This window comes from Paenibacillus sp. 481, from assembly GCF_021223605.1.
In the GTDB taxonomy this organism is placed as follows: Bacteria; Bacillota; Bacilli; order Paenibacillales; family Paenibacillaceae; genus Paenibacillus_B.
This window is the reverse complement of the sequence record NZ_CP075175.1, coordinates 2,002,494-2,023,338: the sequence shown is the minus strand read 5'-3', so window position 1 is coordinate 2,023,338 and position 20,845 is coordinate 2,002,494. Positions and strand designations below refer to the sequence as shown.

The following is a 20,845-nucleotide window of genomic DNA, read 5'->3' as shown; positions in this document are numbered from 1 at the left end:
AGCAACGATGAACTACTGCTCCTTATAAAGAGAGTCTTAAAAAGTGCAGCTAGATAATGCGATAAAGGAATAAAAAGAATGTCCGGTCTATAATTACGAAAAGGAAGGTCCTATAATGAAGCAGCCTCGCAAATGACCTATGCAGTACCGAGGGTCTAAAACGCAAAAAGTTGTTGCAAAATCAGCATGTAATAATCGAAGCTCATACTTCAAAATTGAGACGGGAGGGCGTACATCTAGCACTCCTGTAGCCATGCGTATTGGTAAAGTTTCGAGATTTAATTGGTATCTATTCTTTGAGAGGGATTATACGTTTACTGGTGACCAATTAAAGACTGTGTCTACTTACTTAATAGAGGCTCACTGTGTCCGCAACGATAGTCATTAGCCGCAAAATGAGAAGAGAGATGCCCTGTCGTCATGTTCAACGACTTTCGAGACATCCCTCTTCTCACGAAACGGCTTGATCCAAGCTATTGTATCTACTATGAAAATTTATAAAAATTCAATCCTCAATTTACACCCAACCGCGAGCTTGCATTGCCTCGGTAACGCGCTTAAGCGAAATCATATACGCTGCCGTACGAAGATCCGTATCGTACGTCTTCGCTAAATCACGAACCGCTTCGTACGACTGTACGATCGTCGTTTCTAGCTTCTCCAATACTTCGGCTTCGCTCCAGTAGTAGTTCATTAAGTTCTGTACCCATTCAAAGTACGACACCGTAACTCCACCAGCATTCGCCAAAATATCCGGAATGACGATGGTACCCTTTTTGCTCAAGATGCTGTCTGCTTCTGGCGTCGTAGGGCCATTTGCTGCCTCTGCCACGATACGTGCCTTGATGCGTGCTGCATTTTCCTGCGTAATTACGTTCTCAAGCGCAGCTGGAATAAGGATATCTACATCAAGCTCTAGCAATTGCTCGTTCGTGATATGACACGATGGGCCATAATTAGCGATAGATGATTCGTCTTTCAATTGTTCCACACGGTCAATTTGCAATCCGTTTGGATCGTAGATACCGCCACGTGAATCACTTACGGCGATGATTTTACAACCAAGTTCAGCTAACAGCCGTGCTGCAATGCGTCCCGCGTTGCCGAAGCCTTGAACCGCGACAGTCGCTTGTTCAATCGGTAGGCCGATGTCTTGCAGTGCGGAGCGAATCGCGTATACGCAACCTTGCGCCGTAGCGTTCGTACGTCCTTGAGAGCCGCCTACGATAATCGGCTTCCCTGTAATGACGCCTGGAGAATAATGTCCTTTAAGGCGGCTGTACGTATCCATCATCCAGCCCATAATTTCTGGTGTCGTATATACGTCTGGTGCGGGGATATCACGTTCAGGGCCGACAATGTCAGCAATTGCTTCCATAAAAGCACGGCTCAAACGCTCGAGTTCGCGCTTGCTCAATGTGCGCGGGTCGCATATAACGCCACCTTTACCGCCGCCGTAAGGCAAGCCGACAACGCCACATTTGAATGTCATCCACATGGATAGCGCTTTAACTTCATCCAGCGTTACATCGGGGTGGAAGCGAATGCCACCTTTTGTTGGCCCGATAGCATCGTTATGCTGGGAACGGTAGCCTTCAAAAATGCGTACCGTGCCATCATCCATTTGTACGGGAAAGTTGACAGTGAGTACGCGCTTTGGTCGTTTGAGCAATTCTGTAATATGCAGAGGGAGTTGTAGCTTAGTCGCTGCTGCATCAATTTGCTGTTTCGCGATTTCGTACGGATTTAGCGTTTCTGTCTGCTCGATTTGTGCGGTTTTCATAGATATCAACTTCCTTTCAACTGGAAAATAGGAATGCTTTTCAAACATTATAAATACAACGTACGGATTTGAATATAGAAAACCAAACAATAAATGGTAATATTTATATGATAACGCGATCTTTTTTGCGTATTTTTATCCAAAAAAATATGTTTTTAATACAAAAGCTTTATGTAAACCCTTACATTTTGCGGTTATGCATTTTTTAAACACGTATCGTGACATTAATGAAAGGATGTTGTCATGCAAATAAATGTGTAGATCGGAGGGGCTGTGCTAATATACGAAATATCACAATATATAGAAGGTGAACCAATTGAAAAAAGTCGCGATTGCATTGATGGTTGTTGTCGTATTTGGTGTCGTGCTGGGTGCTGGATTGGTGCTCTCGGGAGTAGACCTCGCAAAGGTGAAGCAGCAATGGGGTGCCACGAAAATGTACGTTCAAATTACGAACAATGGGGATAAGCAAGGTGCGGACGAGGACTCGTCACGTTATTACTATCAACTAAAAGCGTATGATAAAGATGGCACAGAGACGCCAATTACATTTAGCGCGCATAAAAACTTGAAACAAAATGCTTATCTCCTTGTGCATGTAAGGGAGTATACAGATGATAGAGGAAATCACGAAGTAGCCACCTATGAAGAAATTCAATCTGAGGAAATACCGCAAAAGGCTAAAGAGAAGATGGACAACACAGTACAAATGACGAACTAACTCATTTCAAATAAGCCCAGCTTATCCTATCTTACTATAGCTCACTCTAGCTCATTCTAGATCGTACATGCTCATTCATAAACACTTGCTTGTTTTTACTGCTAATCAGTTAGTCAGTAAAAGGAGCAAGTGTTTTTTATTTTCCATGTACAGATGGGAATGATTCAACACTGTTGCAAATGTTGGGATGAAATGGTATGAAAGTTATGGTAGGATACTTCGTTATTAGAAGTATGGCTTAAACGTATAACGAGTTAATATTTTCGCGGTTTCACGATTCAACGATTTAACGGTATAACGAATTCAGGAGGATAGCAAATATGAAATCTTATCGGTTGTTTCTTACCACACTAACGGTCACAGGCTTATTGCTGTCAACAGTTCCTTTGTATGCAACTAACGTGTCAGCTGCATCGAAACAAACAGCTTCACAAGAAGTGGAAACGATGACTGAACGCGAGTCTGAGCATAATGAGCTGACCATATCTCATATAGATGCCCATGTTAAGGATGCTGCATTACAAGCAATAAGAGAAATTGCACCTAATAAGGTAGTAGAGCTGAATGAGGTCGTGTTATTGCCAGATAATCGGTATGTGATTTATTCGAAGGAAAAAGATGTCGATGTCACAGTCGAGCAGTCTGGCAAGGTACGTTCGGTTAATGTGCAGTTTAAGCTGCACGAAGTAGACCCTTCTTTAATGGATATGGTAAAAGGTCATTTGCAACAAATGGATGCTAAGCGAACGTATACGTTCGATAAGATAACGCGCAGTAAAGCTCATTTTTCAAATACAGATAGGTATTCCTTTATGGGCAATAATAAATTGTTTGTGGAAGTGAATGCAAAGAGTAATCTGATTACGTATGTGTCGACTGAATATGCGGTAAACGGTGTCGAGAAGAGTGCACTGGATACGGCAAAAACGGCGATAAAGCAGTTTTCGGGCAAAGATGTGGCTTTTGATAAGGCGCTGCGCGTGCAAGTCGGTAGTGTTGACCTATGGAAGCTATATGATCTAAAGGCGGATTATGTCGTCAATATTGAGGCAAACATGGGCAATGTCGTATCTATTTTGGCCAAAAATAAGTACATCGCACCTAAGCAAGGGCAAACGAAAAAAGACGTGTTTGCTGTTCCTTTCTATTCAAGTGAGCAGGCGATAAATGCGGCAAATTCCATGGTTCAACAGCTATTTAATGTTCAGTTAAGTGGAACTAGCGTAGATGTGAAGTTAGATATGTACACGTTCACGAAGCAAGGGCAGCCTTCCATTCGCGGAGTGATTAATAGTAAGGGAGAGTTCTGGCAGTTTAAAATGTTGGAGACGAGATAACAGCTACATATCGTGTCATATTCGTCTTATGACAGTTTGTCACTATGCCATATGACAAATGAGCAGGTATATTCACCCTTAGACATCTGATTGGTGTGAACACATATTAGGGAAAAGGGTGAATGTATTTGTTTAAGAACAGTGTAAAAATGTTGATTGTAATCATGCTATCGGGAATGTTGGCGCAAACGAGTCATGCTATGATTGTGCCGCCGAAGCCGACCGAGAACACCAGCCTTATTGTGCAGGATGTTACTATAGTAGATGTGAAGACAGGGAAGCTTAAGCCGAATCAATCGGTTGTAGTCACAGACAACCAAATCGCACGCATTGATGATACGAGTGATATCGATGTTCCTGATAAAGCTCGTATTATTAAAGCCTCGGGGAAGTATCTCATTCCAGGCTTGTGGGATATGCACGTGCATATGGATAATTATATGGATAGCGCCGTGCCTCACTTTTTGGCAAATGGAGTGACGGGCGTTAGAGATATGGGCTCTAGTCTCCATCATGTTCAAATAACACACAAACTAAATCAAAAAGGCACGTTAACTCCCCGCATCGTGTATTCCGGCAAAGTCGTTAATAAATTTCCGAATAATCAGGTGCCACCGCATCAATACAATTTGCAAACTGAAGCAGAAGCCCGTAAAGCGGTGCGGCAGTTGAAATCATACAAGGTGGATCATGTTAAAATTTACTCTCACATTTCGGAGAACATGTATAAGGCTGTTGTTGACGAAGCAAACAAGCAGCAGCTACCGATTAGCGGTCATTTACCTTTTACCGTAGGAGCAGGAGTAGCTTCTAATGACGGTATGAGAAGCTTTGAGCATTTGCACGGTATGCACATAGCTACGGCTTCTAAACAATCAGGCCTATTCAATCGATTTGTGAAGCAAGCAGAACAAGGCGCTCTCGACAAAGATCATTTGCTTTACTATGAATATGAACTTCAAGCAGCAGCACAGTATGATGCTGTGGAAGCTGGGAAACTGTTTGAAATTTTTAAAAAGAACGAGACGTATCAAGTTCCCACGCTTGTCACGATGACAAGTTTAAATACATTGGCTCCGGATGAGCGTATTCGATTTATTCAGCCAGCTATTCAACAGCAATGGGCTCAGATCATCAAACAGTCGCTAAAAGATAAAAAAGCGGGTGTTCTTCTTAAGAAAATGGAGCAGATTAATTTGGATTTAGTTCGCAAAATGAATCAGGCGGGTGTTCCGATTATGGCTGGTTCTGACGTGACGTATGGCATGCAAAATTTATATTACGGCTTTAGTTTACATGAGGAATTACAGCTGCTAGTTAAAGCGGGGCTTAGCCCGCTGCAAGCTCTGCAGTCCGCTACGATCAACCCAGCACGCTACTTGGAAAATGAGGATCAGCAAGGCACGGTTGAGGCAGGGAAACAGGCGGATCTCGTCTTACTAGACGCTAATCCGCTGACGGATATTCGCAACACAACTCGTATTCATGCGGTTGTGATGAATGGGCATTTGCTCGATAAGACAGCGCTCACTAACATGGTGAAGACGTATCCTGTCATTGAGGAATTCTCGCGTTCTCGTAAGAAGAAATAAGAGACTGCATGTGATAAATATGTTTATCGATGGAGGAACTTTAAATTACCCGCACTAGGCACTGCTTTTATAGCGGTGCCTTTTTGTTTTCGATTTACGAGATAGGTAAAACACGGTGAACTATATACCATTATTTCATGTCAAAAGGAGGGCACGCATATGTCCACGGGTTCGCAACTATATTTAACTATAGGCGATCTCCTTAGACAGCACAGAATAGACGCAGATTTGTCTGTCCCCCAACTACAAGAACTGTCAGGAGTTCATCGCACAACGATTGCAAGAATTGAAAATGGGGAGATTAAGCGATCAGAGTACGCCACTATTCAAAACATTGCCAAATCCTTGAACACTCCATATGAAGTGACTGTCGAACACTACATCTGTGTCGTTCCAAGAATTGATATACTGCTTTCGATTTTAGAAGAAGTTATATCATTAGGCAGCGCTTCACTAGCTTCAAAAATAGCCATCAAATATTTAGAGTCCCCAAACGAAGATAGCTTTGACGCAATCGAGAAACTTTACGATATAACAACCACCTGTAAAGCCGAGCCAGCACTAAAATATTTGTTGTTTCAAACCATTATTGATTATTCCCGTGATCACGGAGTCATGCTGTATCTAGCGAAGGGACAATTGCAATCGTACTTCATAGAACGAAACGACTTTACTCGATTGGAGTCCACGTATCAATATGGGAAACACATCTTAAATTATAAAAATTTCCTTTCACACGACGAAAAAATTTTGCTGTACTACAAGCTGGCGGTTCATGCTTACAGTTTGACACGTTATGATGAGTGCAAACATTATTACAACAAATATATCACTTTCAAATTTGCCGGAAGTGCTGAAAAACACCGAGTGGCTAACGCCTTAGTTGAAAGTAAAGTTGGTAACACTGCCTTTGCAAAGATTGAGCTAACTGCCTGTTTGCAAGATGCAGCGGACAATAATTTTATTCACATTGTAACGGGGCTGCTTGAAATTCATCTGCAAAATGATGACATTGCCGCAGCTCAAAAATTGTTTTCCTACGATGATAAGATACAGGGGATCGTTTTTTTAACGCCGATGGTAGGAGCTGAAATTGCTCGCTATTATAGAATAAAAGGGCATGTATTATCGGCTTTAGCAGAGTTTGATTGCGCAGTTGACGCCTACTTGACGAGCGTAGAGAAGTATACCTACATTTCAAAACGTGAAGAAGCGTTCGATAGCTTCCACCACGTAACGGAATTACTCCTTAACAACAACGAACTGATTGGCGTTGAGACTATTCGCAAAATCAACTCCGTGTGTGCTGCTCTACGAAAAAAAGAAGAGTTAATATGAAAACAAAGATAATCGGATTCATTTGTTTAGTGGTATTAATTATTGTGGTACCAGTAATAGACCCATCCGCTATTACACCAATGAGTGTGCCAGGCCCTGAATGGAAGCCATGGTAATTTAATTGTTAGAGCAGGTAACCATAAGTAAACCACATGAGGATTTGGGAAATAGCTGGCCTCATCGACTATAAGAAGAACTCACGTAAAGGTCAGTTTCAGACTGGCCTTTTTGAGTGTCGAAATACCTCCATATTTCCCCGTGGATTAATTAACCAAGTGATTATACACTTAACTAAGATGCCCGATCGGCGTATACGATGTATGTATACCAATGTACATCAGAGAAATCATTTTAGGGGGTAAACACATCATGAAATGGTACAAAAAAGGTTTAATCGGCTTGAGTGTAGCCGCATTACTTCTATCCGTTTCGCCTTTTACGACTGTAGTAACCGCATATACAAAAGAAGTCAGCCTTGCAAATGTGGATAAACAAATCATTTCCGTTGTTAATCAGACCATAAAGGAGTTAGTACCTAATCATAATCTAGAACCTGTAGCCGTTTCTGAATATAAAAACGATTTTGGGGTTCAAATCATAGAATTTGAATTAAGTGATGAATCTTCAAGAGTGTTAGTAAATAAAAAGAGTAAGCAGCTCATTTCGGCGTATATCCCATTTACGGGTGAAGAAGTTGATCCTGCGATAATGGAAAATGTGCTTGACCAGCTAAAACGGTATGATAGCGAGCTTGAATTTGAACTCAGTCATGCTACGCGCCTCAAGGAAGTAGAAGATAAGCGAGATGAGTGGATTTTTTATGACAAAAAATCATATGCGAATCATCTTGTTATGGATAACAAGACAGGGAATCTAATCGAGGTTCAGACAGACTATCGTATTTCTAAGCTAAATCCTAAATTAGTACAAGTAGCAAAAAAAGCCTTAGTGGATATGAAGGGGAAATCAGGAGCGGTCAAGCATGTTGAGCGTCATACGGCTAAGCGATATAATTATGACTTTTTTACGATTACGTTTGCTAATGGAAATAGGGTTAAAGTGGATGGTAGAACCCATAAGGTATACGTTGTCTACTTGAAGGAAAAGGATAAAGGCTCTGCTTCCACATCATTTACAAGCGCTAAAGTGAAAAAAACAGCAACACCGCTCGTTAAAAAACTATTTAATATTGATTTAAAAGATTACACGGTACCAAAGCCTATTTATGCATATGCTTTTAAAAAAGGTAGTAAGCCTACGATAAGTCATCCTGAAGTAGGTGGATACATCAATGATAAAGGTGAATTCTATCAGTTTTGGATTGATACGGGCGAAGCTATTTTTAATTAGCAGGTTAGGTTGAATTGTATTTATCTTGGGGGAACGCGTAGCATGAAATGGTACAAAAAATTAGGGATTGGACTCCTCATAAGCAGCTTCGCATTTATCGGTTGGTAGTCAGCTGATTCACTGTGCCTCCGCTCCTAACGGTCGCCACAGTTGTTATTTCAGCGAATATGAACCCATTCAACATTTAACGGTTATGATGGCGCTTATTACGATGAAAACAGCTGGATTTTGAATGAAATTGGAGAAGTAAGCTCACCTATAACCGTTAGAAATCAAAACGAGATAAATTTGGCGATATAGCCACTATGGCAACCGTTAAGAACTAACTTTGCTTTCTCGACAGCCTGAAGAGATATGCACTTATTAAAGTGCATATCTCTTTTCCATTAGCCGAAATAGATAGCGTACTGAAGGAAAAGGTATTGGCACAGCTTAAGAAATATAATCCTCAGCTTACATATGAATTAAAGAAGGATACGTGTATTAATACAAAAGGTGAGTTCTATGAACTGACCATTGCCATGCAATACGTGGAGTTGTTAGAACGCGTCGAATAAAAATAGTTCGGACCACAATGCGTGGAAGTCATTTTCTAACGGCATTGTGGTCTTTTTTTGCCTCGAATGCCTGCCGATCGATTTTTATCCAGACCAAATAGAAAAATTTTATATTAATTACTTAAAAATATTTGTTTCCTTATGAAACACAATAAAGGATTTTAAATTTAAAAATGGTAGTTAATATTTTTAAAGTATAAACTTACAAAACTAATTATGGATTTATTTACCTATAAGTCCTATAATCATATCGAAGTTAATTATACTAGGCGTTGTTGTTTCATAGTCGTAGTCATAAAGGCACAGCACATTCGCTCTTAATTAGGATGAAGACGGTGATCGTTTCTTGATGAGTGCATCAAGAAATAGTCACCTTTTTTAAATGAATGAGCTTAAGGAGGCACTTTCAATGCATGTAAATAAGCTGGAATCGAAGTCGCTTAAATCCATTACTGCTTTACTTGCTATTACCGGGCTACTAGCCACAGCAACACCGTTACATGCCGAACCTACATCTTCGACCAAAGATATATATTTTCCCGAATCTATATCTTTCAATGAAATTATAACTATTCCTGAATTTTCATCCGATACGGTGAAGATTTATTTCGACGAGAGCGGTAAACATAACTATGTGAGTAAGAACAAACACATATCGGAGATGGATAAAAAGTTCGTAGACGCAGCGCTTAAGGCGATTAAGCCATACTGGAAAGGCAAGGATGTGAAGCTAGAAAGAGCAGTTGTTACCGGACCCTATATTGATTTTTACACCAAAAACGATGAAGCGAACGTTACGTTAGATCAAAAAGGGACTCTCCTCTTCCTGCATATCGAAATCGAAGTCGCAGACGCTGGCGCAAAGGTGTTGGATGCCGCGAAGCAGTATTTGAACAAGCTAGATGGCAATCGCTCATTTACGTTCGAGAGGGCCAGTCGCTTACATGATGAATCAGGACAGAGTGTCAATCTGTCAGGGCATGATGTGCATATTACGGTTGATGTTAACACGAATAAAGTAACGAATGTAAATGTAACATTCAAAGCTGGGCAGGTAGATTACAAGACGCTCAAGGTTGCGCAGCAAGCGAGTGAGAGCTTTATCGGCAAAAAGGTAACTTTTACGGGAGCTTCGCGGATTATAGACAAAGAGGACAATTACTGGTCGCTTGAAGACGAGAAGACAGGATTTCAGGTGGCGATTGATGCGAAGTCAGGCCTAGTTATGCACATAGTGAAAAATAGCAAGCCAGTATATTATAAAGCGGGAGAACAGCCGCCGAAGCCGTCTGCCAAGCGTTATTATACGAACAAGAAGGCGATCGCAGTGGCAGCTCCTATGGTGAAAAAAATATTTGCAGTCGATATAAGCAAAGACTACGTCGTGAGTGGGGATTTGGAACTTTACATTTTCAGTAAAAAAGGGAAGCCTGATATTGTGGGGATGGTAGATGCCAAAGGGCAGTTTATTTCTTTTAGCGTTGATAACAGCTCTAGTAAATAAAGGAGAGAACCTTGTCAGGTGATGAGATGATCCATGGTTTGCGAAGCGACACCTCGGTATTCCGACAAGGTGTCGCTTATTCATCGTTGCGTTAACTGCGGCCGTTCATATGACAGCATAACATATCGTACATAAGGTCAATTTTACGTACGATTGCTTTGCTATAGACAAGCTCAACCTTTAATAGCACTTTCGTGATTAAGCCTAGCGTTTGAAAGGCTTTGCTAAAGAGATGAATCTTGGCATATTCGAGCGCACTAATAAAAAAATGGTCAAAAGCAGCATCATATTGCTCGATTCGGCAAAATAGATCCCCTTTAAGCCTAAAATAATAGGCTCGTTTTGACTGTTGCAGAGGTGTATTCATCGGCAGATTTAAAATGATGTCTTCGTAAGCTAGCAGTTGCAAAGCGGTGCTAGTATCGTTGTTGGCTAAAAGCAACTCCATTAATCCAGTAATGATATAAAGAAGACTGGCGTGTGAGCCTTGTTGCAGACAGTCATCTAAACATGTATAGAGTTGTTCGATAGCGTCCTCTATATGCCCTAGCTTTCCGTTGATTAGCGCGGCTGTAATGTTAGTAACTTCGGACGCTGCCGTAGTATGCGGGCGATTGGACATGCTTAACAAATGCTGTCCTTCGGCATATAGGCCTAGCTCATAGTACGCGCCACAAATGGTCAAGCGAGCGTACATGTTCATGCTGGGAGAGATTCGATGCTGTTCGAGCACGTAAGTGCATAACTGGATAGCGTCCTCGTACAGCATCATATTGTAGGCTTGGACGCCCAATATGTAGTGAAGCTCTACGCGATCTTGTGGGCATAAAAATTCAGCGTAATAGACCACTTCTTGGCCAAGTTTGTAGGCAGATTCATACTTGCAGGGGTCATTTTTCTCAATGTAGTATCGTTGAAGAAGTCCTCTAGTAAAATATTGTTGGATACCGTGGCTTCGCGAGTAATCCGTAATGATTTGGTATAACATCAGTTGCAGCTGAACATCTGTTACACTCGTCGCTGTCTGGTACAATTGTGCGACAAGATCATAGCTGTCTTCGCGCGGAGATTGTAACAATCCGGTGGCAAGCTTAATCATGGAGGTAGGGTCGGATGCTTGAATAGCTTCCAGCATTAATTCGTGTAGCACGTCGGGTCGGTCTTCAACCTGAACGTAATGGTGAATCAGTTCTTCATGCGGGATGTGCAAAATGGCAGCTAACGCTTGCAGCGTTCGAAATTCGGGGCGTTTTGTTCCTCCGTTTTCGATACGGGACAAGCCTGCTTTGTCGACGCCTGACAATTGTGACAGTCGCCTTAGTGAGAGCTTTATTTCTTGTCTTCGTTGTCGAATAAGGTCGCCGATCGTGGTGTAATGCAGCGACACGGTCTTCATCTCATCACCCTTTCGAGTAATTGATGGGTTACAGCTTGTTACAGCTTTTGACACTATATTACCATCATAGACCTTTTCTGTAAATTGATATTATAATGCTGAACGCACTTTTTCACCATTTTTTTGTTTGCGATTTCGTGCATAACGCTCTGCCCAATAACGTTCGCCCAGTAACGTTTATTCCAGCAACGCCTGTCCCAACAACGTCTGTCCCAATAACGTCCGTCCAGCAACGCCTGCTCAACGACGCCCGTCCCAATAAGAACAGAGCAGATTCGTCAGCCGCCCTGTTCTTATTTATCCTTTTTATAAGGCGGAGTTCTTCGCAATCGTTAAAGCCTTGCGGACGAGCTGATCGGCCTGACGCGTTGTCTCTGGCAGCCGATAATGCGGCGTCAATTGTAATATCCAATCGCACGCCGTACGTACCGAAATACGATGGCCGATGGACACATAAATCGGCTTAATGTTGTGCTGGGTCCGCAGTACGTGACCAATAACCTCATCCTGATCAAGCATAGGGGCAACAGAACCTCGTGCAGCGTCTGGCTCTTGTGCATCTCCGAGTAACTTTGTTTTCCCACATCCGATAGTAGGCACATCGAATAAGACTCCCAAATGACTTGCTAACCCAAATCTTCTAGGATGGGCAAGCCCTTGTCCATCACACACGATTAAATCAGGTGCTGTGGCTAGCCCTTTCAGTGCTTTCACGATCGGCGGCAATTCTCGAAATGAGAACAAGCCTGGAATATACGGGAACTGGACAACATCTTCCGCTATAACTGCCTCGACAAGCTCAAGCGTACTTGCATCCAATACCGCCACGGCCGCAATAAGCCGATCAGAATGTTCACTGTACGCGACATCAACACCTGCCACATATCGCACATGATTCAGTTGGTCGATCTTACTTACTTTAGTCGCTAATTGCTGTTGTAGCTTGATGGCGTCGGTTTCGCTTAAATTCCAAGGATGTTCTATAATTGGCTCCACGCTGAAAATCCTCCTGTTGTATCAGAATCCATTTTACCATTCGGGTGAAGGGAAACACATATGTGGTGGCGGAGGCGGCTGCTTTGCTTTTTCCTTCGGGTCCTCTACCAACTTAAACTCTATCATGTATTTCATCGTCATGTTCACAATTTCGAACACTTTACCGTACATATTTATTTTTGAATAATGTAACGAGCTGTAGATGTATGCGGGAACAGCTTCGCGAGCCATTTTTTTGCGTATAAAAAAGTCACCTTTAAGTTTATGAAAATGTGCTGTCCGATAATCTTGTAGGGGTGAGCTTATTGGGTATTCCATAATGCGGTCCTCATCTTGGATCAGATCGGCTGCGGCTTGGAGGTCATTTTGCTTCAAATATAATTCCAATAATTCCGTTGCAAGATGGACGTAGTTAGACGGTGAAGTAGTTGCTAAGCAAGTTTCTAGTTCGATTATGGCTGTTTTGGTTTGTCCTGTTTTGCCGTATAGCATGGCGGTCATGATGTTCTTGTTTTGTTCGGCGTCTGGTGAAGAGGATGTATTGTACATGTGCAGGAATCGTTTCGCGAATTTATATTTACCTAAAAAGTAAAAAGATCGGCATGCGGCATAAATAGCTTCCATTTGGTGGAGCTCATTTTTTTCCTTGCTATTAATGACGTGTGAACATAGAGCGATACAGTCATTAAATTGCAATCGCTTGAAAGCGTGTATGCTCATTTTGGCATATAATAATATCTTTTCTGGAGCAGAAAGTGACTTCACGTGCTCAAGCACTTGTTGGCCGAACTCGAATGCTATATCTAGTTGAGTGTCATCTTTACATTTGATTAAATATTGCTGAAGCAGGCTCTTCGCGATAAATATTCGGATGTGATGTGTCGTGCAGTATTGAATAATGGTCTCGTATAAACACAATTGAAGTCTGTCGTCCCATGACGTGGTCGTGATCATATCGTATAAACGTTTCACATTGAAAATGTTATACAGATTAGGGGACTCTAGCAATTGTGCGGCGATTGATGCCGTTAACTCATACTCATGAAGTGGGATCGTTGCGATTAGTAGGGAAAACCACTGTTCAGGTTGCTGCTTCGTGTCATTAAAGATGCTAATGATCATGGTAGGGGGCAGCTTCAAGCTTGTCATAATGGGAAAAATGGTTGCTAGATCAAGCTCCGTACCTAAACCTTCTTCTAGTTGTAATACAATATCTTGATGTACACCCGAAAGCTCTGCCAACTCGACTATGCTTAATTGCAATTCTTGTCGCTTCTGTTTCATTACACTGCCTATTTCTCGGAGTAATGTTTCTGGTGGCATGTTAAGCTTCATGGGCGTCACCTTCCGATTTATATTCATTACCCGTTTAAATTACCATATTTTTATGTGTTTGTGAATAAAAAAGAGAAGCTTCTTAATGAAGCTCCTCTTGTAGTCGTTAAATGTTCGGTTTTGGTTAGCGCCGTTGCTTGCGTAGTTGCTTACGCACTTGCTGTACGTTTGCGGTCATAATTGCGCTTCCAGTCCAGCAAGCCGTCGACACAAAGTGCAAGGTTAATAACAGCCAAAATAATCATGACGTACAATTCTGTCGACAGGAACACCACGATCGTAACGATGTTGTACACAATCCATAAATGCCATGTTTCCAAAATCTTTTTACTAAGCATATATTGCGCTATTAATCCAAGAACAGCTGTCAGAGCGTCCAAGTAAGGGAACTCGGAACCTAAGTATTGAATTTGATACCAGCTCCAAGCAAGCCATGCCATGACAATGATGATGCTGTAGATCGTCCAACCTTTTGCATCTAAACGAACCGTAGAACGTACATCTTCCGTACCGCTGCTCGTTTTCCAATAATACCAGCCGTATACGTTCAGCACGAGCTGAACCGCTGTTAACACGACCATGGCATAAAGTCCTTGCGTATAGAAAATGTAAATAAAGGCGGATACGGCCATAATGCCGAACGCGAAGTTTAGCACTCTCTCACGCGCTAACAGCCATACATTAATGATGCCTGTAACAGAAGCGAAAATCTCGATGTAACTCGACTTCATCGTGAGGCCGACAACAAGGCAGATGATGCTCGCAATAAGGACAAATATCGGACTTCTGAACACGACTTATTCTCCCCTTTGTGTCTTCTAATTAGGATGTAATTCCAGCTGGTATAACGTGAAAAATGTTACGCTCTTCAGGTGGGACTGTCAAGGAAAATACAGGTGCATACATAAAAAAACAAGGCCCCTAGCTTCGCGATTGCCGCGAGGTTAGAGGCCCTGTTCGGGGTTACAAAGAAAGCATATATACATGGGTTGTAAGCATCTTTGCAAATTACTGATGTAATATACTTTGAGTGTAAAATGAGATGCACAATATGTCAAGTTTTGAGTTGTCATATTTTGTTATTTAGTTTACAAATGCACAATAATGCGTGGTAAGTAGGTTGCCGAGTGAAACGGGGCTACTTTACACGGGAGTTATTTTTTACAAAATGAATAATATCAGCCACATAACCAAAAGCCAATGCGGTAACCGTGCCGGCCGCACCATAATAAATGGCGATTCGTCCAGTAGGGGCGTCGACCAGCGATGCACAAGGGAAAGCTACGTTTGGTACGTCGCCGACGATCTTGATTTGATTCTCGCTCTGGATTTGATTTTGATTTTGATTTTGATTTTGGTTCTGGTCCTGGTTCTGGGTCTGATTCTGGTTTTGGCTTTGGCTCATACATAAATCTCACTTTGCATTTGTCATGGTGATATAGCTATGTAACGGGAACCATTATTGACGCTGATATGTCGACGATTGTCGCCATATGGGCTGCACAGCGACACGAATAAGCTCTTGTGAGCGTTCGGGGTGTGCCATTCGCCATGCAATCTGTTCTCCGGCCCGCATCCCCATTTGTTCTTTAGGGATATGCACGGTCGTTAATGGGGGATGGGCGGTAGCGGATTCAGCAAGATTATCGAATCCGGTCAGTGCGATATCCTCTGGTACGCGCAGTCCGGCTCGCCGAGCGATCCGCTTCATATCAAGTGCTATTGTGTCATTGGCACAGACGAAAGCGCTAGGCTTGTTCGCCATTCGCGCAAAAGCTCCTTCCAGCTCAGCCTCCATATAATAGTGACGCGGGAGCATGTTCGTAATGCATTGCTCTGATCTTACGGGCAGCCCGAATTCGCGCATCGCCTGAACATATCCTTGCCAGCGCTCGGCGTAGCTTAGGCATGAGCCTATGTCCCCGACAAAGCCAATGTCGCGATGCCCTTGCGCTATCAGGTGGCGTGTCAGTTCAGTGGTACTGCGCTTGTTGTCGACAAGCAGCGTATCGCATTTCAGCAGATGCATGTCAAAATCAGCATACGTATCTACGAATAAGGCAGGAATACTTGTTGCGGCAATGCGTTCATAATATTGGCGTAAAAATGGGCCGATTGTAACAACGCCTGCGGGAGGTTGTTGCATAAATAGTTGAGGCAAGCGCAGCTCGCTCTCGTCTTCCATATCAACAAGCGTCATGGCTAGCGTATAGCCAGCTTCTTTTAAGGAGAGGTTTAACCCTTTTATAAACGGTGACCAAAAATGATTGCCCATATAATCGGAATGGGTGATTAAGGAAACAAGGTAATTGTTTTTACTCGCTGTTTTTGCAGTTTGCGCTGCTTCGCTTGCAAATCCATGGGTTAATCGATTTGCTGATTGCTTGGCCGATCCGTATGCCAAGTCGTGTGCTGATCCGCTCCATGTTGTACTCGCTTCACGACTGACATTCAGCTCGATGCTGGGATGTAGATCAAAATGGAGCTTGGAATAACCAAGCTCAAGCGCCTTTTGAACAATGCGCTGCCGCGTTGCAGGCTTCATACCCGGCTCATTGTTCAGCGCTTTCGAAACCGTGTTGCGCGAAAGGTGTAAGGCATCGGCAATTTGCTGCTGCGTAACTTTTTGGCTCATTGTGCACGCTCCATACTGGTGTTAGCAACAGTATAAGGGAGCTTTACATTTTTTACAAATGTAAAGTTGAGCGATTACGCTAGTCATTGGCTTAGCGACCTTTTTGCACCAGCTTTGCAACTATAGGTTAGCGTTGCTTGCCGGACGAGGACAGTGGACAGCAGGCAGTGGACAGTGGACAGCGGTGACAACATCTTGTGCGAGCAAAACCGCGTATAGCCAGCGATAGATCGTGTTAAAGCTTACTCGGATTTCAGGGGCTTCTAGCTTCGATCTTTCCGCTGTGCTAAAAATTTTTTCGTATGTATGTTATCCAATTAAACGTAAGTGCTCGAAATGACTTGGGTAACTTGTAAATCATACAAGCTGATAGAAACGCTAGAGGTCCGAAACTGCTTATTGACTGGAGGAAACCTAGAGGAGACTTGAAGCAAACAGAAATAGTGTCCAAGAGAGGTTAATGGTGTTTGTAGAATGGAGTGCACCTGACACCGATCCATGGCGAACGTACTTTGGCTATGAAACGCCCCTTATCTCTTATCTTTTACCTCTAACGGTTACAATTGTCGTTATTCTTACGAATAAACGCAATTTTAAAATCTAACGGTTCAGGTAGCGCTTATTCTAATGAAAATAGCTGAAGATGCAACAAAAAACGTTAATTAAGCGCGCTGATAACCGTTAGAAATCAACATCGATGAATATGGGTGAAATAAGCTTCGTGAGATCCGTTAGCGGCGGATGCCATCTTTTGCATGAGAACGTAGCGCTTCGCAAACTACCTACTCGTCAGGGGATCGTTCCCGAACTTCTTTTGAGCATCTTCTGTGCATCTTCTGAGCGTCTTCTGAGCGTCTTCTGAGCGTCTTCTGAGTGTCTTCTGAGCGTCTTCTGAGTTTCTTCTGAGTTTCTTCTGAACTTCTCCTGAACTTTTTCCTAACGCATTCAACCACCTCCACAAGGTACTGGCTCTCTTGCAAAAAAGTATAATAGCACGCTAGAGAAGTGCCTCCAATCGAGACGCACACCGAGTGACCTGTTTCTTTGTTATTTTGGCTTTCGTGACTTTTCCTAAGTTTACTGTTGTCTAAAATTTTGAAATAATGAAATGATATCGATAACACAAGCTAGATTATATGGATATTAGATTGTATGGATATCAAATGGTAGCAGAGGGAGTCTTTGAGAATGATAGGAATTGATCTTGGAACGACCAATAGTTTAGTTGCCTGCTGGGATGGCGCTCAGGCAGTTATCATACCGAATGTGCTAGGGGAGCATTTGACTCCTTCTATAGTAAGTGTTGATGACAACGGAGATATTTTAGTAGGTAGAGTTGCACAGGAAAGGCAAATTACTCATCCCCATTTGACGGCCTCCACCTTCAAGCGATTTATGGGGACGGATAAAAAGTATCATTTGGGCCAGCTGACTCTCACGTCGGAGGAGCTATCATCGTTCATCCTTCGATCGCTCAAAGAGGATGCGGAAGCTTATTTGGGTAAGCCAGTCACAGAAGCGGTCATTAGTGTGCCCGCGTATTTTAACGATGTGCAACGCAAAGCGACCAAGTATGCGGCCGAAATGGCGGGATTAACCGTAGAGCGGCTTATTAGCGAGCCAACAGCGGCTGCACTTGCTTATGGGCTGCACCAAAAAGGACAGGATACGAGCTTTCTCGTGTTCGATCTTGGCGGTGGAACGTATGATGTGTCCATCCTAGAAATGTTCGAAGGAGTCATGGAGGTCAAATCCATTGCTGGCGATAACTATTTGGGTGGCGAAGACTTTACCGAACTGCTCGTTACTCATTTTATCGAGCAGAAGCAGATTGAGTTGACTGATCCGAAGGCAAAGTCTGCTCTGTACAAGCAAGCGGAGCAGTGCAAGCGCACGCTTGGCGAGGAGCCTGTTGCCACAATGAGCCTGACGGTGCATGGGCAAGAATATAAGCTGCAAGTAAGTAGAGCAGAGTTGGAGCAGTTGGCGCTGCCGCTGCTTGTTCGTTTGCGTCAGCCTGTGATCCGAGCGTTGCGGGATGCTTCCCTTCAACCTACTGATCTTGATGGAGTTGTCATGATTGGAGGCACCACCAGAATGCCGCTTATTAAGCATACGATCGGACGAATGTTCGGCAAGGTGCCTTATGCGAGTATTCATCCGGATGAGACTGTAGCTTTGGGGGCAGCGGTTCAGGCTGCCTTGAAGCAAAGAGATGAAGCGTTGGAGGAAATGATACTGACGGATGTATGCCCGTATACGCTTGGAACGGGTGTAATGAAGAGATTGGACAACGGGCAGTTATCCAGTGGACATTACTTTCCGATTATTGAGCGAAATACCCCGATACCTGTTAGCCGAGTGGAACGATTGTACACGATAAAGGACAACCAGAAAATGATCTTGGTCGATGTATACCAAGGGGAGAGTAGACGGGTCGATAACAACCTAAAGCTTGGTGAGGTTGAGATTAATGTCCCGCCGGCTCCGGCAGGGGATCAGAGCATAGACGTAAGGTATACATACGACATTAACGGCATTCTTGAAGTCGAAGTCATTAGTGTAACGACCGGCAAGAAAGAGCGAATCGTGATTGAGCAAAATCCCGGCAAGCTGACGAACGAGCAGATTGAAGCCCGTTTGCTAGAGATAAGCAACATTAAGATTCATCCTCGCGACCGCGCGGAGAACAGGTTGCTGCTTGCTAGTGGGGAGCGCATGTATGAAGAGGCGCTGGGAGAGAAGCGTGAAATGATAGCTCGCTGCATACGAGAATTTGAACAAGCCTTGCAGACGCAAAATAGCCGAATCATTGAAAAAGCTGCTGAATTGTACAAGCAGCAGTTGGCTCATATGGAAGGATGGGAATATTTCACGTGAGAATATGGGATGTACTAGGTATAGAGCCTACGAAGGATATGTCCGTTATTAAAAAGGCGTATGCGGCAAAGCTCAAAATACATCATCCGGAGTCAGACCCGAGTGGCTACCAGCAGCTGAGGGAAGCTTATGATACTGCTCTGAGGCAGTCTAGACAACAAGCGGCACAAGCCGCATTTAGCGAATTGGATGAATTAGATGACTCCTACAATGAATCAGCTGAACTGACTGAACTAACTGAACTAACTGAACAGGTCGAACAGATCGAACAGACCAAGCATTCTATGGAGACTGTGCAAGTCGAGTTCAGACAAGAGACGTGGATGGAAACATACATAGCTGAATCTGACGAAGATGATACAGAGGAAGATGGCAACAGCCCATTTTATCGCCAACTTGAGAAGTTGTATGAAGATATTTCGCTGCGTGTGAATCTACACCAATGGCAAGCGCTGTTTAACGAAGACTTCACATGGGATATCGGGGAACACGAAGCGAGACTGGATGAGCTAATGGAGTTCTTGGGACGGAACAGTCATTTGCCGCATGAAGTGTGGAAATTGTTAGATGATACATTTGATCTTCGTGAAAATAGGGAAGAAATGCTGGAATGCTACGAAGAAGGGCTAGTTACGTATGTGTTGCAGCAAGTAGAAGGAGTCATGGCGCTTGGCTATATCTGTTTTGCGATTAAGGAGCCAGATGCTGCTCATGTTGAAGAATATTTAAACTTGCGTCAATCCGCGCAGTTTATGCTCATGAAAGATGACCCCGATATGAGGGGATTTCTTGAAAGCACGTTAGCAGAGGCTAATGACTTATATCAAGATGATCCAGACTTGCAACTGATAAGAGCGAAAAATTTTATTCAGCTTGAAAAAGTGGACGAAGCGCTAGTATGCCTCAATCACGCCATCGCGTTGCAACCTGTTCAAATGGAAGCGTATTTGCTGCGTGCACAACTACTATATGACGAGCGACGCTACGAGGAAGCATGGGTAGAATGCGAATCGCTGTTAGAGGGTTATCCTGAGCAGCAAGATGTCATATGCTTGTCCTTGCAATGTCATGTCGCAGTGGGGAATGTGGAAGCGGCATGGCAGCAGACGGAGCAGAAAATGGTCGCATTAAATCGCTTCTATCATTTTCGCCATGGTGTACAGATGTTGCGTTTGCGAAATAAGAACTTACATTCACAAAAATATAACAACTTTAGCCCCGAAATAAGGCGAAAAACGGCATGGTACGATTTACTTAACCATTTTGTTGTATTTTTAAATTTAAGCTGGATGACTTTGTTGGTGTATGGGGTATGCGAATTGTTCGTAGATCTATCTTACGTCTGGACGATTGTAGTCCTGTTTATTGTACTCAAGAACTTGTGGAAGACGTGTAAGACAGCGTATTTGTTCTCAACCTAA

General features: G+C 43.1%; 15 protein-coding genes. 8 read left to right on the top strand and 7 right to left on the bottom strand.

Annotated elements, in window-relative coordinates:
- Positions 1-517: 517 nt before the first annotated feature.
- Positions 518-1,783: a Glu/Leu/Phe/Val family dehydrogenase gene (locus tag KIK04_RS08635; RefSeq protein WP_232277859.1), complete on the bottom strand. Its 1,266-nt coding sequence runs from the start codon at positions 1,781-1,783 to the stop codon at positions 518-520.
- Between the two features lie 316 nt (positions 1,784-2,099).
- On the opposite strand from KIK04_RS08635, the gene KIK04_RS08630 reads away from it, so the two are divergent.
- From KIK04_RS08630 to KIK04_RS08605, 6 genes are all read left to right on the top strand, one after another.
- Positions 2,100-2,504 carry a YxeA family protein gene (locus KIK04_RS08630; protein ID WP_232277858.1) on the top strand — a complete coding sequence of 135 codons (405 nt, stop codon included), beginning with the start codon at positions 2,100-2,102 and terminating at the stop codon, positions 2,502-2,504.
- Between the two features lie 320 nt (positions 2,505-2,824).
- On the top strand, positions 2,825-3,841 hold the full coding sequence (locus KIK04_RS08625; protein ID WP_232277857.1) for a hypothetical protein: 1,017 nt from the start codon (positions 2,825-2,827) through the stop codon (positions 3,839-3,841).
- 149 nt (positions 3,842-3,990) lie between these two features.
- Entirely contained in the window at positions 3,991-5,433 is a 1,443-nt protein-coding gene (locus tag KIK04_RS08620) for an amidohydrolase family protein (RefSeq protein ID WP_232277856.1), read from the top strand.
- Positions 5,434-5,592: 159 nt separating this feature from the next.
- The gene (locus KIK04_RS08615; RefSeq protein ID WP_232277855.1) at positions 5,593-6,771 is read left to right on the top strand and encodes a helix-turn-helix domain-containing protein; all 1,179 of its coding nucleotides are present in this window, start codon (positions 5,593-5,595) and stop codon (positions 6,769-6,771) included.
- Positions 6,772-7,140: 369 nt separating this feature from the next.
- On the top strand, positions 7,141-8,121 hold the full coding sequence (locus tag KIK04_RS08610; protein ID WP_232277854.1) for a hypothetical protein: 981 nt from the start codon (positions 7,141-7,143) through the stop codon (positions 8,119-8,121).
- A gap of 966 nt (positions 8,122-9,087) precedes the next feature.
- Positions 9,088-10,182 carry a hypothetical protein gene (locus tag KIK04_RS08605; RefSeq protein WP_232277853.1) on the top strand — a complete coding sequence of 365 codons (1,095 nt, stop codon included), beginning with the start codon at positions 9,088-9,090 and terminating at the stop codon, positions 10,180-10,182.
- Positions 10,183-10,273: 91 nt separating this feature from the next.
- On the opposite strand, the gene KIK04_RS08600 is transcribed toward KIK04_RS08605, so the two are convergent.
- From KIK04_RS08600 to KIK04_RS08575, 6 genes are all read right to left on the bottom strand, one after another.
- Positions 10,274-11,578, bottom strand: a complete 1,305-nt coding sequence (locus KIK04_RS08600; RefSeq protein ID WP_232277852.1) for a helix-turn-helix domain-containing protein — start codon at positions 11,576-11,578, stop codon at positions 10,274-10,276.
- Positions 11,579-11,884: 306 nt separating this feature from the next.
- On the bottom strand, positions 11,885-12,574 hold the full coding sequence (gene nfi, locus KIK04_RS08595) for a deoxyribonuclease V (RefSeq protein WP_232277851.1): 690 nt from the start codon (positions 12,572-12,574) through the stop codon (positions 11,885-11,887).
- Between the two features lie 33 nt (positions 12,575-12,607).
- Positions 12,608-13,909, bottom strand: coding sequence for a helix-turn-helix domain-containing protein (locus tag KIK04_RS08590; RefSeq protein WP_232277850.1), 1,302 nt, complete (start codon positions 13,907-13,909; stop codon positions 12,608-12,610).
- A gap of 149 nt (positions 13,910-14,058) precedes the next feature.
- Complete coding sequence (pnuC, locus tag KIK04_RS08585; protein WP_232277849.1) at positions 14,059-14,703, bottom strand: nicotinamide riboside transporter PnuC; 645 nt, start codon at positions 14,701-14,703, stop codon at positions 14,059-14,061.
- Positions 14,704-15,047: 344 nt separating this feature from the next.
- Positions 15,048-15,314, bottom strand: a complete 267-nt coding sequence (locus KIK04_RS24405; protein WP_442951145.1) for a glycoside hydrolase family 130 protein — start codon at positions 15,312-15,314, stop codon at positions 15,048-15,050.
- A 54-nt stretch (positions 15,315-15,368) separates the two neighbouring features.
- Positions 15,369-16,544 carry a LacI family DNA-binding transcriptional regulator gene (locus tag KIK04_RS08575; protein WP_232277848.1) on the bottom strand — a complete coding sequence of 392 codons (1,176 nt, stop codon included), beginning with the start codon at positions 16,542-16,544 and terminating at the stop codon, positions 15,369-15,371.
- A 1,182-nt stretch (positions 16,545-17,726) separates the two neighbouring features.
- On the opposite strand from KIK04_RS08575, the gene KIK04_RS08570 reads away from it, so the two are divergent.
- Positions 17,727-19,424 carry a molecular chaperone HscC gene (locus tag KIK04_RS08570; RefSeq protein WP_232277847.1) on the top strand — a complete coding sequence of 566 codons (1,698 nt, stop codon included), beginning with the start codon at positions 17,727-17,729 and terminating at the stop codon, positions 19,422-19,424.
- Entirely contained in the window at positions 19,421-20,845 is a 1,425-nt protein-coding gene (locus KIK04_RS08565) for a J domain-containing protein (protein ID WP_232277846.1), read from the top strand. Before KIK04_RS08570 ends, KIK04_RS08565 begins: the two co-directional genes overlap by 4 nt.